Raw genomic sequence first — 20394 nt, forward strand, 5'->3', positions numbered from 1 at the left:
AGGGGTTAGATGTTCTGTTTTTTCAGCTCACCCACGGCGTGGTCCACGGCGCGGGCCGTGAGGGCCAGGTAGGTGAGGGAAGGGTTCTGGCAGGCCGCCGAGGTCATGCAGGCCCCGTCGGTGACGTACACGTTGGGGGCATCCCACACCTGATTGTGCTGGTTGAGCACCGAGGTTTTTGGGTCGCGGCCCATGCGGGCGGTGCCCATTTCGTGAATGCCGCCGCCCAGGGTGTAGCCCCCATTGTAGGTGTTTACGTTCTTGAGGCCCGCTTTTTCCAGCATTTCCTGGGCATCGTTCATCATATCGATGCGCATTTTCTGCTCGTTGTCCCGGATGGTGGCGTCGATGGCCAGCACCGGCAAACCCCACTTGTCCTTCTTGGTTTTGTCGAGGTAGGCGCGGTTATCGTGGTAGGGTAGGGTTTCGCCGAAGCCGGTGAGGCCCATGGTCCAGTTGCCAGGCTCGGTGAGGGCATCCTTGAAGTCGCCGCCGATGCTGAGCTCGGCCACGTCGCGGCCCCAGCCTTCCCGACCGGCCCCGCCTTGGTAGCCGAAGCCCCGCAGGTACTCGCGCTTATCCCCGAACAGGTTGCGGTAGCGGGGCACGTAAATGCCGTTGGCGCGGCGGCCGTAGGTGTACTTGTCCTCGTAGCCGGGCATTTCGCCGTGGGCCCCCACCCGGAAGTGGTGGTCCATGAGGTTGTGGCCCAGCTCCCCGCTGCTGCTGCCCAGGCCCTCGGGCCATACATCAGTAGCCGAGTTCATCAGCACCCAGGCCGAGTTCAGGGCCGAGGCATTCACAAACACGATTTTGGCGAAGTACTCGTAGGTCTGGTTGGTTTCCGCGTCCAGCACCTCTACGCCCTTGGCCCGCTTGGTGTCCTTGTCGTAGAGGATGCGGGTGACGATGGAAAACGGCCGCAGCGTGAGGTTGCCGGTAGCCATAGCCGCCGGCAGGGAGGCCGACTGCGTGCTGAAGTAGGCCCCGAACGGGCAGCCCAGCCAGCATTTGTTGCGGTACTGGCAGTTTACGCGGTTGTTGTGGGGGCGGGTGATGTTGGCCGTGCGGCCAATGACCATGTGGCGGTCCTTGTAGTTTTTGCGGATGCGGGCGGCCACGTCTTTTTCCACGCAGTTCATCTCCATGGGCGGCATAAACTCGCCGTCGGGGAGCTGGGGCAGGCCGTCCCGGTTGCCGCTGATGCCGGCAAACTTCTCGGCGTGGCTGTACCAGGGGGCCAGGTCTTTGTAGCGGATGGGCCAGTCCACCGCAATGCCGTCCTTGGCGTTGGCCTCAAAGTCGTACTCGCTCCAGCGGTAGCTCTGCCGGCCCCACATCAGGGAGCGGCCGCCCACCTGGTAGCCCCGGAACCAGTCGAAGGGCTTTACCTCCACGTAGGGACTTTCCTTCTCCTTCACCCAGAAATCCAGGTTGGTTTCGTTCAGGGTGTAGTCCCGGCTCAGTACCGGGTAGTCCTTAATCATCTGCTCGGTTTTGCCGCCCCGGTGGGCAAACTCCCAGGGGGCCTTATTGGCATTCACGTAGTCTTTGATGTGCTCTACGTTGCGGCCCCGCTCCAGCATAATAGTTTTCAGGCCCTTTTCGGTCAGCTCCTTGGCCGCCATGCCGCCCGAAATACCGGACCCGATGACAATGGCATCATAGGTATTCTTTTCCATATCGAAAGAAGTTGCTGGTTGTTAGTTGCTGGTTGTTAGTTGTTAGTTGTCAGTTCGCACGTAAGCCAAGAACTATAATAACAACTGACAACCATCAACTACTAACTAGATGAGGTTGCGCTTGAGGTAAGTGATACTCTGCTGAATGCTGTCGAAGGGGGAGCCGGGGGTTTGGTCCTGCTCCACGAAGTAGTATTTCAGACCCGCCAGCTTGGCCTGGGCGAAGATGCGCTTGAAGTCGATGCTGCCGTTGCCCACTTCGGTGAAGTTGCGCTGGGGTGTTTTGTCCATGTCCTTCACGTGCCAGAGCGGGAAGCGGCCGGGGTTCTTCTTGAATAGCTCCACCGGGTCGTGGCCGGCTTTGGTGGCCCAGTACAGGTCCAGCTCCATCTGCACCAGGTTTTTGTCGGTTTCCTGGAGCAGCACATCGTAGGGTAGCTTGCCGTTCTGGGCGGCAAACTCGAAGTCGTGGTTGTGGTAGGCCATCTGAATGCCCGCTTTCTTGCACCGCTCCCCGGCTTTGTTCAGGCGCTCGGCCAGCAGCTTGTAGTGGTCCAGGTTGCCCCGCTCCGACTCGGTTAGCCAGGCGCACACCATGTACTTGATGCCCACCTGGGCGGCATCGTCCACGGCTTTGTCCCAGCCGTGCAGCATGGTGCCCTGAGTGGCCTGGCCGTTGTTTTCCTGCTCGCCCAACAGGTAGTGGCTGCTGGGCATCATGAGGCCGGTTTGCTTCAGCAGCTTGGCAAAGGCAGCCGGCTCCATTCCGTAGAATTTCTGGCTGCCGGTGTAGGTGGCGCCTTCCACCGAGTTATAGCCCAGCTTGGCCAGCCGGGCCAGTGTGCCGGCCGCGTCCTGCTGCATGGCGTCGCGCACGGTGTACAGCTGCAAACCAATGGTAGCGGGAGCTTTAGCCAGCAGGGCCGGGGCCGCCAGCACGCCGGCCGAGAGCAGGGCGGCGGACCTCATAAACGCACGACGGGAAGTCATAGGAGCAGGAAGGATGGGAAAGTGAATGGGATGACCTTGTAAAGATTCAGCGCCCAGCTTCCCGGCTTATGCTCAAATCGTGCAGGGTATGTTCAAGATGTAATAAATATATAAGTATCTGTTTGACAAACTATTATATAACTAAAAACTCAGCGGATATTCAATTTTTGCAGGAGTTTTTTGCTCCGTTTGCACAATTATTTCAACTCACCCCAGCCTGGTGGCGGGCCCGGAACTCGGAAGGGGCCACCCCGTAGCGGGCCTTGAAGCTGTTGGAGAAGTAGGAATGGGAGGCATAGCCTACCTCGTAGGCTACGGCTGTTACGCTTAGTGAGTCATCACGCAGCAGCTCGCAGGCTTTCTGCAGCCGCACACTCTGCACGAAGTCGGTGATGCTGGTGCCCAGCACGGCCTTCACTTTGCGGTAGAGCTGCATCCGCGAAAAGCCCAGGGCGTGGGCCAGCTCCTCCACGGTGAGGTCGGTGCGGGTGAGGTCGGCTTCCACCTGCGCCGTGAGGGCCTGGATAAATGCCTGGTCGGGGTGGGGGGCCTGGGGTGGGTCGATGGGGGTAGCCAACTCCCGGCTGAGGTGCTCCCGCTGCCGGGCCCGGTTGGCCAGCAGGGTGCGCACACTCTCCAGCAGGAAGGCTGGGTTGAAAGGCTTGGTCAGGTACACATCGGCACCGGCCTGCACGCCCTCCACCTGCTGCTCAGGGGCGTTGCGGGCCGTAAGCAGGATAACCGGTACGTGAGAGGTGCGCCAGTCGGCGCGGAGCCGGGCCACTACTTCCAGTCCGCTCAGGCCGGGCATCATCACGTCGCACACAATCAGGTCCGGAATCAGCTCCAGCGCCAGCTGTAGTCCCGCCTTCCCATCGGCGGCTGCCTGCACCCGGAAATGAGGACGGAGCTTGCGGGTTACAAATTCACTGACATCGGCATTGTCCTCAATTACCAGCACCAGGGCCTCGGCTTCGGGGACGGGCGCTTCCACCTCCGGCACGGGCAGGGCCAGGGGCTCATCCATGGAAATATCCAGGGGCTCGGCGGGGTTGGGGGCGCGCAGCGCAGCGGGCAGCTCCCGGGGCAGCGTCACGGTGAAGGTGCTGCCCTGGCCCAGCTGGCTGCTGAACGTGAGCTGACCCTGGTGCAGCCGTACCAACCCTTGCGCCAGGGCCAGGCCCATGCCCGAGCCTTTGCCAGTGCCCGGCTGCTCGCCCTGGTAAAACCACTCGAAAATGTGCGGACTATCCTGGGGCCGGATGCCGCGGCCGGTGTCGGTTACCAGCACCTGTAGGCTGCGGCCCTCGGCGGCCGCCTGTACGCTTACCGTAATCTGCCCGCCGGCGGGGGTGTACTTGAGGGCGTTGGAAAGCAGGTTCAGAAATACCTTGTCCAGCACGTTGCGGTCCAGCCAGCCCGGCAGCGTAGGCTCGGCGGGGCGCAAGGTGAGGGCCACCTGCTGCACCCGAGCGGCCGGCTCGAAGGCCTCCACCAGCTCCCGCACGAAGGCCACCAAATCGTCGGGGCGGGCCTGCACGGCCATTTTTCCCACCTCAATCTTGCGGAAGTCGAGCAGCTGATTCACCAGTTGCAGCAGGCGCTGGGTGCTGCGTCGGATCAGGCCCAGCTCGTGGCGCTGGCTGGGCTGGAGGGCGGTGCCGTTGCGGCCGGTCAGCATTTCCTCTACCGGCCCCATAATCAGGGTAAGCGGGGTGCGCAGCTCGTGGGAGAAGTTGGTAAAGAAGCGCAGCTTGGCCTCCGTTTCCACGCGGGCCTGCTCGGCCAGCTCGGCAATCTGGTTGCGCTGAGCCCTGATTTCCTCGTTCTGGGTGCTAAGCTGGCGGTTAATGGCGTCGTTGGCCTCGTTTTGCCGGGCCAGCTCCCGGTTGATGCGCCGGTTGGTGCGGGCCGCGTGCCAGGCGCTGGCTCCCAGTACAATAGCCGCCAGCAGAGAGGCCAGCAAACCGTACAATACCGTGCGCTGACTGGCATACGTGGCCTGTAGGGTGTGGAGTAGGTGCTGCTGCTGCTCGATGCCGGCCTGCTGACTGGCCAGCTTCACCGCCTGCTGCTGCAGCGTAAGCACGTTGGTTGAGTCGATAACAATGGTGCCCAGGATATTTTCCCGCTCGTAGGCCTGATGCTGCAGAATCTTCAGGGCCACCCGAATGGCTTCCTCCCCGCCCGGCGAGTAAAACAAGGACGCCGTGCTGCGGCCCTGCTGCACCATTTCCAGCCCATTGCCCTTGCCCGCCAGCCCATCTACCCCAATAATGCGCACCTCGGGGCGGCCCAGCCGCTGGCACACTTCGTAGGCGCCCTGGGCCATCAGGTCACTGTGGGCAAAAATCAGCCGGGTTTCGGGGTGCTGTTGCAGTAAGCGGGTGAGGGTGGGTTGCCAGGTGGTAGTGCCCCAGTCGCCGGTTACGGTGCCGGCCACGCGCATCTGCGGGTAGGCACGCAGGGCCTGCGTAAACCCCTGGTGCCGCTCACTGGCCACCAACGACGGGGTGCCCGTTATTTCGATAACCTCTCCGCGCTGGCGCAGCAGCTGCGCGGCGTAGCGGGCGGCCGTAGCGCCGGCCCCGGTGTTGTCGCCGCCCACGTAGGCAGCGTAGTGGGGGGAGGTGGTGCGATGGTCCAGCAGAATAACGGGCACCCCGCGGCGGTAGGCTTCCTCAACGGATGGAGACAGGGCCTGCGCGTCGTTGGGTGCCACAATGAGCACATCCGCCCCGGCATCCAGCAAGTCATGAATCTGTTGCTGCTGCTGCCGGCTGCTGCTCTGCGCGTCGCGGGTGAGAAACTGGATTTCGGGGTGAAACACCAGTTCCCGCTCCATACCCGCCAGCATGGCCTGCCGCCAGTCGCCGCCGCTCACGCTCTGCGAAAAGCCAATGCGGTAAGTAGGGGGGGCGGGCGTGGAGGTACAGGCCGTTACAAGGCCAATCAGGGCTGGCAACAGCAGGACCCGGCTCGTGATGCGCAAGAGAAAAAAGCAGATTACGTGGTTAGGCAACCGGCCCCGCCACGGGGCCAGACGGGCTACCGCCGGGACAACCGGCAAAGCTAATTTACCACAATTCTACCAGAGCGGGGGGGACCTTACATCTGCTCCAGCAACTCATCGAAAGCCCTCAGCAGCTCGGGGCGAGAGGCTTCAGGCTCGGCTTCGAGACGCTGTTCAAACACCTCCCGCTCGGTAAAATCGTGCAGGCTGCGGGTAAGCGGAGTATCGGCGTCGGTGGCTTCGCCCAGGGCCCGGAGCTTCACCAGGCGGTAGTGGCGGCGGGCCAGCACTTCCAGCTGCCGGCGGTCCAACTCCCCGATTACGCGCAGCAAAGCCTCGGCTACTTCCAGCTGGGTCAGCTCGGAGTGCACCTGCACCTCGGCCCAGGCGGGCAGCAGGTAGCCGGTGTTGTCGTAAGTGGTCAGGCCGTGGGTTACCTCGTCCAGTGTGCCATGAAACCGCACCAGGCGGCGGGCCCCCGGTACGGGCAGGCTGGTGAAGGCCGGCGACTGGTTTGCCCGGAACTCTACCAACACTACTTCCTTGGGGTGGTCAATTTCGGAGAAGGATAAGGCAATGGGGGAGCCGGAGTAGCGGATATGCTCCCGCCCGCCCACCCGCTGGGGGCGGTGCAAATGACCCAGGGCCACATAATCGAATACTGCCGGAAAGTGGTCGGCCGTCACCTGGCCCAGGTTGCCCACGTGAATGGTGCGCTCCGACTCGGAGGGGGCCGCCCCGGCTGCGTACAGGTGGCCGGTGGCTAGCACGGGCAGGCCCAAATCCTTGAGCTGCCACACGGTTTCTATTTCGGCCAGGCGGGCGTAATGGTCGGCAATACCCTGTTTGATGCGGGCTTCCCGCTCTTCGGCCGTTTCGCCAGGCACCGAGAGCCGCACGTCCCGGTCGCGCAGAAAGGGCGCGGCACACACCACCAGGCCGGGCCGGCCCTGGGCATCGTCCAGCACCAGCACCTGTTCCTCGAAGCACTCGGGCACGCAGCCCACTACGTGCACGCGCAAATGGCGCAGCAGCCGGGCCGGGGCGTTGAGGGTGGCTGGTGAATCATGGTTGCCGCCTACCACCACCACGTCACGGCAGCCGGTTTGGCGCAGGCTCAGCAGGAAGCTGTAATACAGCTCCAGGGCCTGGTTGGAAGGTGAGCCGGTGTCGAATACGTCCCCGGCCACTACCAGCACTTCCACCTGCTGCTCGCGCACGGTTTGCACCAGCCACTCCAGAAAATGGCGGTGTTCCTCCGTGCGCTCATTACCTTGAATAAAGCGTTGGCCCAGGTGCCAGTCGGCGGTGTGTAATACGCGCATGAGTTGCTAATGAGGTTTTCTCGCAGAGGTTCGCGGAGGGATGCGCGGAGGAGCGCAGAGGCACAACCTCCCTTTACCTCTGCGCATCCCTCCGCGAACCTCTGCGAGAAAGAAATCTAATGCACAGCTTGGGGCTGAAACGTAGAAATGGCTTCCCCCAAGTCATACACCGGCACGCCCGGCAGGGCTGCTTGCACAATGCTGGCCCCCGCCGCCGAGCGGTACCCCCCGGCGCAGTGAATCAGCACAGGCTTGTCGGTCGGAATTTCCTGGGCTCGCTCGCGCAACTCCGGCAGCGGAATAACCAGGGCGTTATCAAATACCGGCTGCCGGGCTTCGGCGTAGTTGCGAATATCCACAATGGTGAAATCCTGGGGCTGATGGCGCACGTGCTCTACATCCACCGCCGGGCTGGTAGCAGACCGCTCCCGCGGCGTCAGCAACGCCCCTTTAATATTGCCCTCATAGCCGATTTTAGCCGTTTTCCGGATGACGATGTCCAGGGCTATCTGCGAGTCGGCAATGAGGTAGAACGGCTCCGTGGGGCCCACTACCGAGCCCAGCCAGGTTTCGAACTTGCCCCCGTCCATCAGGTTGATGGCGCCGGGCAGGTGGCCTTTACGGAACTCAGCTGCCGGCCGGGTATCAATTACCACCACCCCAGGCGCCAGGGCCGCGTCGGGCTGCAGGCGGGGCACGGCCCGCACGCTGTCCTCAAATGGCAATGCCCCTTGCTTGTTCAGCACCACATCATGCCCGAAGTACTTGGGCATGAAGGGCTGGTCTTCCAGCAGCACCCGGATAAACTCCTCCTCCGACATAGGCTGGAGGGCGTAATTGGTTTTCACTTCCTTCCCGATGGTGCTGTCGAGGTCGGGGGAGGTGGTTTTGCCGCAGAGCGAGCCGGGCCCATGGGCCGGGTACACCTTGGTGGTGACCGGCAGCGTCATTAGCTTCTGGCGGGTGCTGCGGTAGAGCTGCGCCGCCAATGCCTCGCGGCTGTGGCCGCCCACAATGTCGGATTCGCGCAGGTCGGGGCGGCCCACGTCGCCCACGAACAGGGTGTCGCCGGTGAACACGGCGCGGGTCTGGCCCAACTCGTCCACGAGCAGTACACTAATGGAATCGGGCGAGTGGCCGGGAGTATTGAGGGCGTGCAGCTCCACCGCCCCCAGGCTGATGCGCTGCCCGTCGTCGAAGGGTTGGTGGGGGTAGCCGGCCTTCACCAGCTTGCTGACGTAGATGGTGGCGCCGGTTTCCTGGGCAATTTCCAGGTGGCTGCTCACGAAGTCGGCGTGGGGGTGGGTTTCGATGACGGCAATGATGGTGGCATCATGCTCATCAGCAAAATCGTAATACTGCTGCGGGTCGCGGGCCGGGTCGATGATGGCCACCTGGCGGCCGCTGCGGATGGCGTAGCTGGCGTGGGCCAGGCCTTTGTCGTAGAACTGCTGAATTTGTACCGAACCGGTACTACTGGGCAGAGGACTCATGGGGTGTTGGATGTGGTGACGGCCTCCCGGCCGGTGGTAGCCAGGGCGGGGGCGCATAGTTTCAAATATAGGTAAGAAGCACCTCTTACAAGCCCATCAATACCGGAAAAGCTTGCGCCGCCTGCTGGCAGCACGCAGAAAGCCCCGGCCTGAGTGGCCGGGGCAACGTACTCAATTGGCGTACCGGTTAGGCGACTACCTGACTAATTGGCGCGCCGCTGGCGCACCTTTTCCAAACGGTCTGCGCGGAGCTGGGTGTAGGCCGTGTACTGCTCGGCGGTTAGCACCGCTTTTAACTGCGCATCGTACTTCTCCTGCGTAGCTTTCAGGTCCGGGCCCAGGCCCTGGCGGCTACCGGCGGCAGTGTATTTGTCGCGCAGAGTTTCTATTTCCTGGGCCTGAGCCAGCACAATAGCGCGTACTTTGGGCGTCTGATCGGCAGAAAGACCGAGTTGGGTGGTCAGGTGCTGGGCTTGGCGGTCGGCGCGTTGCTCTGGGGACAGGTTCTGGCGGTTCTGAGCCAGGCCACCAGGGCGGGACTGGGCCGGAATGGTGGTTTGAGCAGCGGCGTTGCCGCTCAGGGCGGTGGCGGCAATAAGCAGCGCAAGCATCTTTTTCATGGAGGAGGAGTCTGTGGATGAACGTATAGCGGGTTAGAGGTGACCGGGAGCGGCAGGTTTAATTACGAGTGAAAACCAGCCGCGTGCCCGCCTGCTGTTCACAGCAATCAGCCAAAACGCCTATATTCGGGCCACGTAGCTGCTTGCAGGTAGCTTTCTTTGCAAAATTTACAATCCTCGTCTCACCTTTTCTCTTTCCTCTCAACAACCTGTATGGCAAATATTTTCGCCAAAAAACCGCTGGCCCAGCTGCTGGGCGAGGCCAACTCCTCCGGAGAAGGTTCGCTAAAGCGCACCTTGGGCGCCGGTAACCTTGTGGCACTGGGCGTGGGCGCCATTATCGGGGCCGGCCTGTTTGTGCGCACGGCCGCGGCTGCGGCCCAGGCATCGGGGCCCGGTGTAACGCTGGCTTTCATTGTAGCGGCCATTGGCTGCGCCTTTGCCGGGCTGTGCTACGCCGAGTTTGCCGCCATGATTCCCATTGCCGGCTCGGCCTACACCTACGCCTACACTACCATGGGCGAGTTTGTGGCCTGGGTAATCGGCTGGGCTCTGATTATGGAATATGCTCTGGGAGCGGCTACCGTGTCTATTGCCTGGAGCGAATACCTCAACAAGCTCTTAGAGGCGTTTCACATTGCCCCTATATCCTACGAGCTTAGCCACTCGCCCTTCGAAAGCGCTGCCATCGACGGGGTGATGCATACGGGTATCATCAACCTGCCCGCCCTGCTGATTATTGTGGCCCTGAGCCTGCTGCTGATTAAAGGTACCCAGGAGTCGGCCCTGTTCAACGCGGTGGTGGTGTTCCTGAAGGTGGCTATTGTGCTGGTATTCATTGCAGTGGGCTGGCAGTTTATCAACCCCTCCAACCACGAACCCTACCTCATTCCGGAAAACGCCGAGCCCGTGAAAAATGCTGCCGGGGCGGTAGTGCGCGAGTACACGGCTTGGAACAAGCACGGCTGGGGTGGTATCCTGGGAGGTGCCGCCATTGTGTTTTTTGCCTTCATCGGGTTTGATGCCGTGAGCACGGCCGCGCAGGAAGCCAAAAACCCTAAGCGCGACATGCCCATCGGGATTCTGGGCTCCCTGGCCGTATGCACCGTGCTCTACATCCTGTTCGGCCATGTGCTGACGGGTGTGGCTAACTGGCGCGAGTTTGCCGACCCGGCCAAGGGCGGCGAAGCTTCGGTTACCTACGCCATTAAGGCGCACATGCCCGGCTACGAGTGGCTGGGTACGGCAGTAACCATGGCTATCCTACTAGGTTTCTCCTCGGTAATTCTGGTAATGCTCATGGGCCAGAGCCGCGTATTCTTCTCTATGGCCAAGGACGGCCTCATGCCGAAGGCCTTCTCCGAGCTGCACCCCAAATTCCACACCCCGTACAAATCGAACCTGGCTCTGCTGGTATTTGTAGGCGCTTTCGCCGCTTTCGTACCCGGTTCCCTGGCCGGCGACCTAACCTCCTTCGGTACCCTGCTGGCTTTTGTGCTGGTATCGGCCGGGGTATGGATTATGCGCAAATCGGACCCCAGCCAGCCCCGCCCGTTCCGCGCCCCGCTCTCCAGCCCGGTTTTCCCGCTGGTGCCTATTATGGGGATGCTGGTATGCCTGGGTATGATTGTGGCCCTGGATGCCTTCACGCTGAAAGTAGCCCTGGGCTGGATGATACTGGGCTTTATCGTGTACTTCATCTACGGCAAGCGCAACTCCAAGCTGCAGCAGGGCATTGTGGTAATACCTACCGAAATGGAAGAGCAGGCCTTCATTGAGCCTGACCCCAAGAATGCCTGATAACCAGGTGTACGTGCCTGTAAAACGCCCCGCCGGAGTTCCGGCGGGGCGTTTTGCGTACTGGCCGGGGCGTATTGGATGGTCCACGGAAACCTTCTAGCTTAGAGGCTGAACCATTCCCGCCTGCCCATGCTCCGACTTCTACTGGCTGTTTTTTGCTGTAGCATGGTGCAGGTAGCCTGGGGCGCCGCTGCCGGCTCCCGGGCCGATAGTTTGCAGCGGCTGCTGACGGCCTCCCGCCCCGATACCAACCGGGTGCAGCTGCTGATTCAACTGGCCTGGGAGCGCACCGACGACAACCCCCTTAAAGGAATAGAATACGGACAGCAGGGGCTGCGGCTGGCCCGGCAGCTACGCTTCCGCTCGGGCGAGTGCCGGGCACTGCTGATGCTGGGCTGGGCCTTCATGCGCACCGGTAACTATGCCACTGCCATTCAAACTCAGGTTACGGCCCGGCGGCTGGCCCAACGCATCGGGTACGCCGGTGGTGTGATTCATGCCGATAACGCCCTGGGATATGCCCACCTGGAGCAGGGGAACCAGCAATTGTCCCTGCGCTATTTTCGTCGGGCTGTGGCTCTGGCCAAGAAGCACCACGATATTGTGTTGCTCACGCCCATTCTGGGCAATATTGGCCGGGCCCACCTGGAGCTGGGGCACCCCGATTCGGCCTGGTACTACACCTGGCGCGGCTACGAGCTGGACCTGCAGCAGCATGATGCCCATAGTGAAATAGGCGACTTGTCCATTCTGGGCGATATAGAAGCCCGGCGTGGCCACCCAAACCAGGCCCGCTACTTCTACCAGCGGGCCATTAGCCGGGCTGTTGGTATGCCAGTATCTTATGCTGTGAGTAGGGCCTACCTGGGGCTGGCCCGCCTGGCCCGCCACCAACAGCCAACTGCGGCCCTGCGCTATGCGCGGCTGGCCTTGGCTGCGGGTCAGGCCGGGCGCTATGCCAAAGGCGTGTTTGAAGCCAGCGACTACCTGGCCGATATATATGCCGACATGGGCAACAGTAAGGAGGCATACCGCTACCTGCGCGCCTCCGCTGCCACCCGCGACAGTCTGTTCAGTCAGTCGCGCATGACTCAGGTGCAGGCCCTGAGCTTCAGCGAGGAGCTGCATCAGCAAAAGCTGGCGGAAGAAGGCGAGCGGGCCGCTGCCCGCCGGTGGCAATTTGTGCTGGCCCTGGCCCTAGCTGGGGCCGTGCTGACGGCCGTGGTGGGGTATCTGCTGATCAGCCGGCGGCACCTGCGCCGGGAGGTGGAGTTTGTGCAGGAGCGCCAGCGCATGGAGCGCCGCCACTCCAAGGCCATCCTGGATGCGGAGCAGAATGAGCGGCGGCGCGTTGGAGCCGATTTGCACGACAGCGTGGGCCAGCTGCTGAGTGCGGCCAAAATAACGCTGGGGGCGTTGCGCCGCCGCCTTTCCCTCACCGATGCCACTCACCAGGAGCTGTTTGGCAACTCCATGGACATGCTGGATGAGGCCGTGCGGGAGGTGCGCAGTATTTCGCACAACCTGGTGCCCACCACCTTTACGCGCCACGGCCTAGTGCAGGCCGTGCGCACCCTGCTTGACCGGCTGCGGCTGGGGCCCTGCCACCTGCAAATTCAACTGGAGGTAACCGGTCTGCAGGATCATCAGCTGGATTCAACCCTGGAAAATATCCTGTTCCGGATTCTGCAGGAGCTTATCCACAACGTTACCAAACATGCCCAAGCCACCGAGCTTATCGTGCGCCTCACGTGCCAACCAAGCGAGCTGCATATCAGCATCATCGATAACGGCGTGGGTTTCAACCCAGTGTTGCTGAAGGAGGGGGCAGGCATTGGCCTGCGCAATGTAGCCAGCCGGGTGGCCTACCTGAATGGGGAGCTTGCTATTTGCTCTGGTGAAGGTACCGGCACCAGTACTACCCTGAAAATTCCGCTGCGGGTGGGGCCAGCACCGGTTTTAGTGTAGATTTGCCGTTCCCGGCTGCCACCAGTACCCGGCCGCCGGCCTACTATACAGCAGTTTGCTATATTTAGTATAGAAGATAGGTGCGGTACCTTTTGCCCTTGCTCCAGCTCCTGCCGGACTATTTTGCTCTTTCTGCTTCCCACACCGTATGGCACACCCCTTATCTGAACAAGAAACCATTCCAGTACTGCTGGTCGACGACCATCCGGTAATTGTGGAGGGGATTAAGATGATGCTACGCCCGGAAACCGACTTGCAGGTGGTGCTGCAGGCCAACAGCGGGGCCGATGCCCTGCGGCTGCTGCCTGCCCACCCGGAAATACGGGTGGCCGTACTGGACCTGAACATGCCTGAAATGACGGGGGTGGAGCTGGCCCGGGCCATTCGGACTACCTGGCCCACCATTCGTGTCCTGATTCTGAGTATGTTTCACGACCATGCTACGGTGGCCGAGGTACTGGAAGCCGGCGGCTCAGGTTATATTCTGAAAACGGCCAGTCGGGCGGAGCTGAGCACGGCTATCCGGCAAGTAGCTGCGGGCCAGAATTACTTCAGTCAGGATGTAGCCGATACCCTGCTCCAGAACCTGCAGATACCAGCTTCCATTCAGGCTAAGCGGGCGGTAGAGCTTACGGGCCGGGAGCAGGAAATTCTGCAGCTGATAGCCCAGGAGTATTCCAATCAAGCTATAGCGGAGGCGCTCTTTATCAGTGAGCGGACCGTGGAAACTCATCGGCGTAACCTGTTCACGAAAACCAACTCCAAGTCGGTGGTTGGGCTTATTCAATATGCGCTTAAGCACAAGCTTATTCACTAATATCTTGGCTGGTTTATAGTGGGAGTAGGGTAGGCCGCCGCCGTGTGGTTGTCTGGGGTAGTAGTAACAGGGCGCAGCACTGAGCCGGGGGAAGCGTGTAGCCATGCACAAGAGCAGGCCGGCTGCTGAAGTAGGCTACGGGCGCAATACGAGCAGTTTAGTAGGGCTAAACCGAGGTAAGCTCACTTGGGGCCGGAAGGGGTATATCCGTACTGGTACGGAGGTAAAAATCAGGGCTGCTACTTATTTACTTATATAGGGTAAAAAATATACCTTAGCATCGTTCAATCAAATGATAATATCTTTATATTACATCAACCAATAGCTCCATTACCAAGCTCTGTTTCAGTCATTTCCTCTTTCACCTCACTTTGCAGCCGTGTCGAAACGTTTAACCCCTAACGAAAAGCAGACCATGCCATCAAAAATCCTCTCCTTCATCTGCCATGTACCCGGCATGGCTCCCGGTACCTATCCAGCCGTACCAACCACAACCAGCACCCATCGGCCTGCAGAGCGCAGAACCGAAACCAAACAGGCCGGCGGACATTTCACGGCCATCTACGAAAACGACCGGTTTGTACGGTTCAAGTACATTAATAATAATTAGGGCATAGCTCGTGCATGAATAATTATCCTGAGCAAGACGGCTGGCGGCCGTGGTTGCGTAGGAGCTTATGGTATAGGCTTTCGTACTAAGAGGCGCTGCACTTTCGTTAGGGAAGGCAGCGCCTTTTGCGTGCTGGCCGGCACCGGGCCCGGCATTTCGCCTAACTTGCGCCCCGGTTCATCCGTTTTGCGTGCATGATTACTTTGCTGGTTCGCGCCACGGCGCCGTGGATAGTGTTGCTGTGTTTGTGGGTTACTGTTCCGGGGCGTGCTCAAACGGCCTTTATTCCTGACGAAAATGCCTGGTACGGGGTAGTAGCGCGCAGCAGTGGCCGCTCCCTGGATGTGGCTAATGCCTCGGCCGAAGCTGGGGCCGCCACCGTGCAGTGGGAGTTTACGCACGCCAACAGCCAGCAGTGGCGCTTTGTGCCGGCCGCTAAAGGCAGTGATTTTTATCGGGTGGAAGTGCGTCACAGTGGTAAGTGCCTCACGCTGGAAAAGCCTGACGAGAATGCCCCCCTGGTGCAGCGCCCCTGGACCGGCAGCTTCTACCAGCAGTGGAAGCTAGTGCCCTCGGGCCCCTTGGGCAGCTTTATGCTCATTAGCCGGGGCAACGATAAGTGCGCTGCCCTGGCCGCGGCCGATAAGTTTAATGGTACGCCGGTAGTTGGCCAGCGGGTGCAGAACCGCGCGACCCAACAGTGGAAGCTCTTTAAACTGCGCCTGAACGTGGACCCCACCCAACCTGGCTTTGGCCCGCCCGAGCCACTACTGAGCCTGAACACTACTACCGGTAACGAGCTGCAGCCCGTGGTTTCGCCCGATGGTGCTACCCTCTACTTCAGCCGCACCCGCTACAGCGGCAACAAGGAGGGTGTTACCGAATCGGGCGACATCTGGATGAGCACCTCGGCCAACAACGGCCGTACCTGGGCCCCGGCTACCCGCCTCGATGCCCTGAACACCACCCAGAACAATGGAGTAATGGCCGTGGTACACGACGGCCGCACCCTGCTGGTACGCGGCGACTACCAGCGCGACGGCACGTTTCGGGACGAGGGCGTGAGCCGGGTAGAGCGGGCGGCCACCGGCAAAAACAGTAAACCCGTTGCCGTGGAAGTGGCCAACTATTACTCAGCTGGCCCGGCCACTTCGTTTTTCATGACCTCCGACGAGCAGATCCTGCTGCTGAGCCTGGAGCGGGGCGACTCGCAGGGGGCCAACGACCTGTACGTGAGCCGCCCCACCACTGATGGCCTCTGGACGGAGCCCTTCAACCTGGGCGGGGTGGTGAATTCGCCGGGGTTTGAGTTTGCGCCCTGGCTGGCCCCCGATGGCAAAACCCTGTACTTCAGTTCCTACGGCCACGCCGGCTACGGCAGTGCCGATATTTTTGTGACCACCCGCCTCGACGAAACCTGGACGCGCTGGACGGAGCCCCGCAACCTGGGTGCCCCCCTCAACGGCCCCGGCTTCGATGCCTACCTCAGCCTGACGGCCGACGGCAAGCAGGCTTATTACGCCTCCTCGCGCACGGCCAACGGACCCGCCGACCTGTTCCGGACGCCCACCGGCGTGCTGCCTGCCCCCGATACGACCAGGCCAGCCCCCACCGAGCCCGTAGCGCCCGTGGTGGCAGCCCGTTCCCTGCTAACGGGTACTACCCTGGATGCCAAAACGCGCAAGCCTTTGGTAGCAGAGGTGAAAATCATGCGACTGGATGAAAACATCGTGTTCAACGCCACCGCCCGCACCGATGCCTCGGCCGGTGCCTATCAGTTTTCGGTGCCGCCCGGCCGCTACCGCCTGCAGGCTACTCGCCCCGGCTACCTGACCGCCACCGACACCATCCGGGTGGCTGGCTCGCGCAGCGTAGAGCTGACGCTGGTGCCCGCCGCCGTGGGCTCTAGTTTGGAACTGCCCACGCTGATTTTCGCGCAGGGCAAATTCACGCTGCTCCCGGCCTCTTACACCGAGCTGAACCGCCTGGCCCGCACCCTGCAGGATAACCCCACGGTAAACATCCGGCTGGAAGGCCACACCGACAACCAGGGCCGGGCCGACCTGAACGTGAAGCTCTCCGAAGAGCGGGTGGCCGAAGTAAAGCGCTATTTGGTAACCCGCGGCGTGGCGGAAACCCGCATCAGCACGGTAGGCTACGGGGGCAGCCGCCCACGCGCCGCCAACGACCGGGAAGAAACCCGTAAACTCAACCGTCGGGTAGAGTTTACCATCGTGAAGTAACCCTTTTCAGCAAGTTATGCGTGCTCTGATTCGCCGGGAACTACAGCTGCTGGATTTGCCCTCGGCTTCCGGGGTGGAAATCGTGCAGGAGGTGGCCTACATCATCGGCGACGATTCGCCCTTTCTGTATCAGCTGAATGCTGCCACGCTGGCCGGCGGTGGCCGCACGGCGCTGTTCGAAACCGCGCACTTCAGCTCGGGCCGGATTCCGAAAGACGTAAAGCTGGACCTGGAGTGCTTAACGGCGCTTACCACACCGGCCGGCGAAACCGGATTGCTGGTGCTGGGCTCGGGGGCTACTGCCCTGCGAGAACAAGGATTCTGGGTGCCGCTGCCGGTAGCTGGCTCAGGAGCCGGTACGGTGTATCCGCTGGGCCTCAGTGGCCTGTACACGGCCCTGCGTGCCCTGCTGCCCAGTGGCATTGTGCTGAACCTGGAGGCAGCCACCGCCACCGAAACTGAGTTGCTGCTGTTTCAGCGGACGGTGGGGGCGGCCAGCGGCAACATGCTGTTCCGGCTGCCACTGGCGGCTACCTGGGCCTACCTCCACCACCAGACCACCCAGCTACCCGCCGTGCATCGGCAGTTGTTCGAATTACCCGTTATCGACGGCAAGCCCGCCGGGTTTTCGGGCGCAAGCTGGGGTGCGGGGCAGGTATTTGTGACGGCCTCGGTGGAAGATACCCAGGATGCTGTGCTGGATGGAGCTGTGTTGGGCTCCTTTGTGGGCGTGCTGCAGCTAGGCAGCCCCGGGCACCGCACGGTAGTACCCGTTACCCTGGCCCAACTGGCCTGGGCCGATGGCCGGCCGTACCGGGGCAAGGTGGAGGGAGTAGCGGTGCTGCGGCCGCTGGCGGCCGGCCACTACGAGCTGCTGCTGGTGACGGATGATGATGCGGGCGGCTCCACCGCCGTCACGGTAGAGCTAACTATGTAAGCTGCCCGCGACCCGCTTGGGGCAGGAAGGAATAAGCCCGGTTACGCCAGCTGGTCAGGGAATTAAATGGCGGCAGGGAGTGTTTTTCGGGCACTGGTTTTTCGGGATGAAAAACCTGCCTGTATGCTACCCAAGCCACCTCGTATGATCTTGTTTGCCACCCGTTTTCTTTACCCCGTTAGTGCCGTTACGCTGCAGGAGCAGCAGGGCATTTTGCCCGCCGAGTTTTTACAGACTGTTCAGCAGCTGCGGCCTTTCCTGGAAAAGGAGAAGGCCTACGGAGAAATCTGTTCTACTACGGCTACCTCGTCCCGGGGCCGACTCCTCACGCTTGCCTACCGCAAAACATACTCGCCCGAGCAAGGCTTCGTGGTGGAGATTCTGGACGCTCAGGTAGTGCCTCCGGTGGCCAAAGCCGCGTAAGCAGGCACATTTAGAGGGACTTACAGTAGAACGTCGTGCTGAGCCCGTAGAAGCATCTCTCCCGCTTCGTTGCAATGCTAAAATATTGCCCTCGGTAGAGATGCTTCGGCTCCGCTCAGCATAACGTTCTACAGTATAGAAAAGCCGTTGGGTAAGGCTCAGCGGCTTCGGCGCCAGATAAACCCGTCCAGTACGTAGTGAGTGGCTTGCGGAAGCGCTAGCAGCGGCACCAGCACTGCCAAGCCCCAGGAACTGGATACGGTCGGCAGCTGCTGCTGGAACCAGCCGAACACGGTAGCGTGCTCCCGCCAGACCAGTCCATCCCAGATGCCTTCTTCCAATAGGGCCAGGGCAGCTAGCAGTGCCAGAAAGAAAGCTACTCCATACCGGCCCTGCCACCACGTGCGGTGCCGTACGCTGGGTGCCGGCTGGCTGGTAGCCCAAACCAACGCCAGGTACGGAACCCCATGTGCCACCACGTTGAGCAGGGTGAAGGGTAAGTCGCCGTTGAGCAATACAATGCCTGCATACCAGGAAGTAACGGTACCGAGCAGCAACAGATTCCGGGGCCAGTTAACGTAGCCCGTGCAATACCATTGCCGGCCTTCCTTTAGTACATACAGCCCGAGCAACCCCACGTAGCAGGCCGTTAGCAGGGCACGGCCACCGGGCCAGTCATACTGAACGAAGTCGCCCGCAACAAACCAGGTGAAATTGCGGGGCCTGGAGAGGTGCCACCACAGGAGCGGGTACAGAGTAGCTGCGTAAACCAGGCAGGTATCCAAGCGTTGGCTAACACGGGAGGTGGTTGGTTCCAGGCGACTGTACAGCCGTAAAAATCCGTACTGCTGGCGGATGAAGTGGAAAACTGCGGCGTAGGCCAGTATCCGCCAAAACCACAGGCCCCCGCCCAAGCTATGGAGTGCCACTCCGGCTGCATAGCAGCCTAGTGGCACCACCCAAAGCACCGTGCGAAACTGTCGGCGGCGCTGGGCATCGAAGTACGTGCGAAACAACGTGCTGTACACATGCGCCACATCAATGAGCACCACCAGCACTACCCAGGCCCACACCGGCATCCGGGTGGAGTTATGAAAGGCCGATGGCAGCGCCGCTACCACCAGCAGTGCCAAGAAGGGCGGCCCCAGAATCCAGAGCCCATCAAACCCCACCGACCGAATCCAGGGCTGAGAGAAAGAAGTACGCGCAGGAACAGCAAACGGAGGCATAGGGTAAACAGCAGGCAGCAGAGCTACCCCGAAAGTAATGGTTTCGGGTGGGCTAGCGGCTGCCGGAGGGTTGGGTCGGGGGGCGGTAGTCTACGGGCAGGAATTCACCCATTTTTTCGAAACCCCAGTAGCCTTCCGTCACCAGGTCCAGCGGGTTTTCGGGCAGGCCGTTGGGTTGCAGCGGCACCTGGGCCCGTTGCAGGTGTAGCACCGAGGACTGCTTGCCCAGCCCGGCCGGCAGCGTCTGGTCCAGGGCGGAATGGCGGGCGGTAAAGGCCACGTAGGCCGGATCGGCCGGCTCCTGGGCGTATTCCACCACCAGTAAATCGGGGAAGGACAGCTGCACGGTGGTGGCAGCGGGTGGGCGCTGGCTGAAATCGGGGGCCGTGAGGGGCTGAGTGAACAGGTACTCCACCTGGCGCGGCACCCGGCTCAGACGCATTAGCGAGTCGCTGAACGTCTGGTCATCTACCACCCGGGCCTCGTAGGGCTGGGCGCGCATGAGGGCCAGCAGGCTGTCGGCGCGGGCGCGGCCGGGGTGGGGCCGGCGCCGCAGCCGTTGCACCCGGAAGCCCTCCTCTGCTACCCGGTTTTCATAAGTGCTGCGCAGAAAGTGGGGCAGGGAGCCCCGATGGGCCTGCTGCCGGTTGGCTTCCCAGCGGCGCTGCTGCCGGCCCGAGCGGGTGGCAATAGGCTCAAACACCGGCGAGCCGTAAAACGCAATCCAGCCCTCCGCGAAATTCTGCCGGAAATCGAGCCCGTAGTAGCGAATCCGGTAGCCCAGCGCCCGGTTTTCAACCGTCAGAAACTCGTCGCAGGTGGCTGTTAACTCGTTGCGCTCCGCATCGTACTCCACCCGCACGGCGGCGGGGTTGCGGATGCGGCACTGGGCCGAAAAGGTGGTGCTGCCTAGAAACGACTCCGTAAATTTCTGGTAATCCTCGGGCCGGTTAGGCCGGGGCCGCACCACCACTTCGCCCAGCGCGTTGGCCGTGGGCGGCAGCCGGAAAGTGAGTTGCTGCGCAGTCCCGTTCACCGTCACTGCCTGCCGCCGCAACCCATACCCGATATAGGAAGCCACCACCTCGTAGCTACCCGCCGGCACGCGGGCAAACGTGAAGCGGCCGGCCTCATCGGTGGTAACGCCCAGCGTCGTGTTGGCCAGAAATACAGTGCCGAAAGCCAGCGGCTTGTTCGTCACAGAATCAAGCACACTGCCGCTGAGCGTACTTTGCGCCCACATA

The 20394-nt window shown here is 61.6% G+C and carries 14 protein-coding genes; 6 read left to right on the forward strand and 8 right to left on the reverse strand.

What is annotated here, in order from left to right; genetic code table 11:
• Positions 1 to 5: 5 nt before the first annotated feature.
• The 6 genes from EI290_RS08865 to EI290_RS08890 form a co-directional block, all read right to left on the reverse strand.
• Positions 6 to 1682 carry a GMC oxidoreductase gene (locus tag EI290_RS08865; protein WP_125428832.1) on the reverse strand — a complete coding sequence of 559 codons (1677 nt, stop codon included), beginning with the start codon at positions 1680 to 1682 and terminating at the stop codon, positions 6 to 8.
• Between the two features lie 105 nt (positions 1683 to 1787).
• Positions 1788 to 2672, reverse strand: coding sequence for a sugar phosphate isomerase/epimerase family protein (locus EI290_RS08870; RefSeq protein ID WP_125428834.1), 885 nt, complete (start codon positions 2670 to 2672; stop codon positions 1788 to 1790).
• 202 nt (positions 2673 to 2874) lie between these two features.
• The gene (locus EI290_RS08875) at positions 2875 to 5664 is read right to left on the reverse strand and encodes a hybrid sensor histidine kinase/response regulator transcription factor (protein WP_125428836.1); all 2790 of its coding nucleotides are present in this window, start codon (positions 5662 to 5664) and stop codon (positions 2875 to 2877) included.
• 116 nt (positions 5665 to 5780) lie between these two features.
• Positions 5781 to 7010: an exonuclease subunit SbcD gene (gene sbcD, locus EI290_RS08880; protein WP_125428838.1), complete on the reverse strand. Its 1230-nt coding sequence runs from the start codon at positions 7008 to 7010 to the stop codon at positions 5781 to 5783.
• Between the two features lie 116 nt (positions 7011 to 7126).
• Entirely contained in the window at positions 7127 to 8503 is a 1377-nt protein-coding gene (locus EI290_RS08885) for an MBL fold metallo-hydrolase (protein WP_125428840.1), read from the reverse strand.
• 203 nt (positions 8504 to 8706) lie between these two features.
• A complete protein-coding gene (locus tag EI290_RS08890; protein ID WP_125428842.1) occupies positions 8707 to 9123 on the reverse strand; it encodes a hypothetical protein in 417 nt (138 codons plus the stop codon).
• A gap of 213 nt (positions 9124 to 9336) precedes the next feature.
• On the opposite strand from EI290_RS08890, the gene EI290_RS08895 reads away from it, so the two are divergent.
• From EI290_RS08895 to EI290_RS08920, 6 genes are all read left to right on the forward strand, one after another.
• The gene (locus EI290_RS08895) at positions 9337 to 10923 is read left to right on the forward strand and encodes an amino acid permease (RefSeq protein WP_125428844.1); all 1587 of its coding nucleotides are present in this window, start codon (positions 9337 to 9339) and stop codon (positions 10921 to 10923) included.
• A 129-nt stretch (positions 10924 to 11052) separates the two neighbouring features.
• Positions 11053 to 12891 carry an ATP-binding protein gene (locus EI290_RS08900; RefSeq protein WP_125428846.1) on the forward strand — a complete coding sequence of 613 codons (1839 nt, stop codon included), beginning with the start codon at positions 11053 to 11055 and terminating at the stop codon, positions 12889 to 12891.
• Positions 12892 to 13039: 148 nt separating this feature from the next.
• Positions 13040 to 13708, forward strand: a complete 669-nt coding sequence (locus tag EI290_RS08905; RefSeq protein WP_125428848.1) for a response regulator transcription factor — start codon at positions 13040 to 13042, stop codon at positions 13706 to 13708.
• An 804-nt stretch (positions 13709 to 14512) separates the two neighbouring features.
• Positions 14513 to 16561 carry an RICIN domain-containing protein gene (locus EI290_RS08910; RefSeq protein WP_125428849.1) on the forward strand — a complete coding sequence of 683 codons (2049 nt, stop codon included), beginning with the start codon at positions 14513 to 14515 and terminating at the stop codon, positions 16559 to 16561.
• Between the two features lie 16 nt (positions 16562 to 16577).
• Complete coding sequence (locus EI290_RS08915; protein ID WP_125428851.1) at positions 16578 to 17498, forward strand: DUF6929 family protein; 921 nt, start codon at positions 16578 to 16580, stop codon at positions 17496 to 17498.
• A 144-nt stretch (positions 17499 to 17642) separates the two neighbouring features.
• A complete protein-coding gene (locus EI290_RS08920; protein ID WP_125428853.1) occupies positions 17643 to 17921 on the forward strand; it encodes a hypothetical protein in 279 nt (92 codons plus the stop codon).
• Positions 17922 to 18079: 158 nt separating this feature from the next.
• On the opposite strand, the gene EI290_RS08925 is transcribed toward EI290_RS08920, so the two are convergent.
• Positions 18080 to 19150 carry a hypothetical protein gene (locus tag EI290_RS08925; protein ID WP_125428855.1) on the reverse strand — a complete coding sequence of 357 codons (1071 nt, stop codon included), beginning with the start codon at positions 19148 to 19150 and terminating at the stop codon, positions 18080 to 18082.
• Positions 19151 to 19202: 52 nt separating this feature from the next.
• Positions 19203 to 20393: a carboxypeptidase-like regulatory domain-containing protein gene (locus EI290_RS08930; RefSeq protein ID WP_221766246.1), complete on the reverse strand. Its 1191-nt coding sequence runs from the start codon at positions 20391 to 20393 to the stop codon at positions 19203 to 19205.
• Position 20394 lies beyond the last annotated feature (1 nt).

The organism is Hymenobacter metallilatus, from assembly GCF_003944705.1.
In the GTDB taxonomy this organism is placed as follows: domain Bacteria; phylum Bacteroidota; class Bacteroidia; order Cytophagales; family Hymenobacteraceae; genus Hymenobacter; species Hymenobacter metallilatus.

Excerpts from the sequence above, each read along its gene's own strand:
- EI290_RS08865 (WP_125428832.1), bottom strand. The coding sequence starts at position 1,682 with ATGGAAAAGAATACCTATGATGCCATTGTCATCGGGTCCGGTATTTCG.
- EI290_RS08870 (WP_125428834.1), bottom strand. The coding sequence starts at position 2,672 with ATGACTTCCCGTCGTGCGTTTATGAGGTCCGCCGCCCTGCTCTCGGCC.
- sbcD (WP_125428838.1), bottom strand. The coding sequence starts at position 7,010 with ATGCGCGTATTACACACCGCCGACTGGCACCTGGGCCAACGCTTTATT.
- EI290_RS08885 (WP_125428840.1), bottom strand. The coding sequence starts at position 8,503 with ATGAGTCCTCTGCCCAGTAGTACCGGTTCGGTACAAATTCAGCAGTTC.
- EI290_RS08890 (WP_125428842.1), bottom strand. The coding sequence starts at position 9,123 with ATGAAAAAGATGCTTGCGCTGCTTATTGCCGCCACCGCCCTGAGCGGC.
- EI290_RS08895 (WP_125428844.1), top strand. The coding sequence starts at position 9,337 with ATGGCAAATATTTTCGCCAAAAAACCGCTGGCCCAGCTGCTGGGCGAG.
- EI290_RS08900 (WP_125428846.1), top strand. The coding sequence starts at position 11,053 with ATGCTCCGACTTCTACTGGCTGTTTTTTGCTGTAGCATGGTGCAGGTA.
- EI290_RS08905 (WP_125428848.1), top strand. The coding sequence starts at position 13,040 with ATGGCACACCCCTTATCTGAACAAGAAACCATTCCAGTACTGCTGGTC.
- EI290_RS08910 (WP_125428849.1), top strand. The coding sequence starts at position 14,513 with ATGATTACTTTGCTGGTTCGCGCCACGGCGCCGTGGATAGTGTTGCTG.
- EI290_RS08915 (WP_125428851.1), top strand. The coding sequence starts at position 16,578 with ATGCGTGCTCTGATTCGCCGGGAACTACAGCTGCTGGATTTGCCCTCG.
- EI290_RS08920 (WP_125428853.1), top strand. The coding sequence starts at position 17,643 with ATGATCTTGTTTGCCACCCGTTTTCTTTACCCCGTTAGTGCCGTTACG.
- EI290_RS08925 (WP_125428855.1), bottom strand. The coding sequence starts at position 19,150 with ATGCCTCCGTTTGCTGTTCCTGCGCGTACTTCTTTCTCTCAGCCCTGG.
- EI290_RS08930 (WP_221766246.1), bottom strand. The coding sequence starts at position 20,393 with ATGTGGGCGCAAAGTACGCTCAGCGGCAGTGTGCTTGATTCTGTGACG.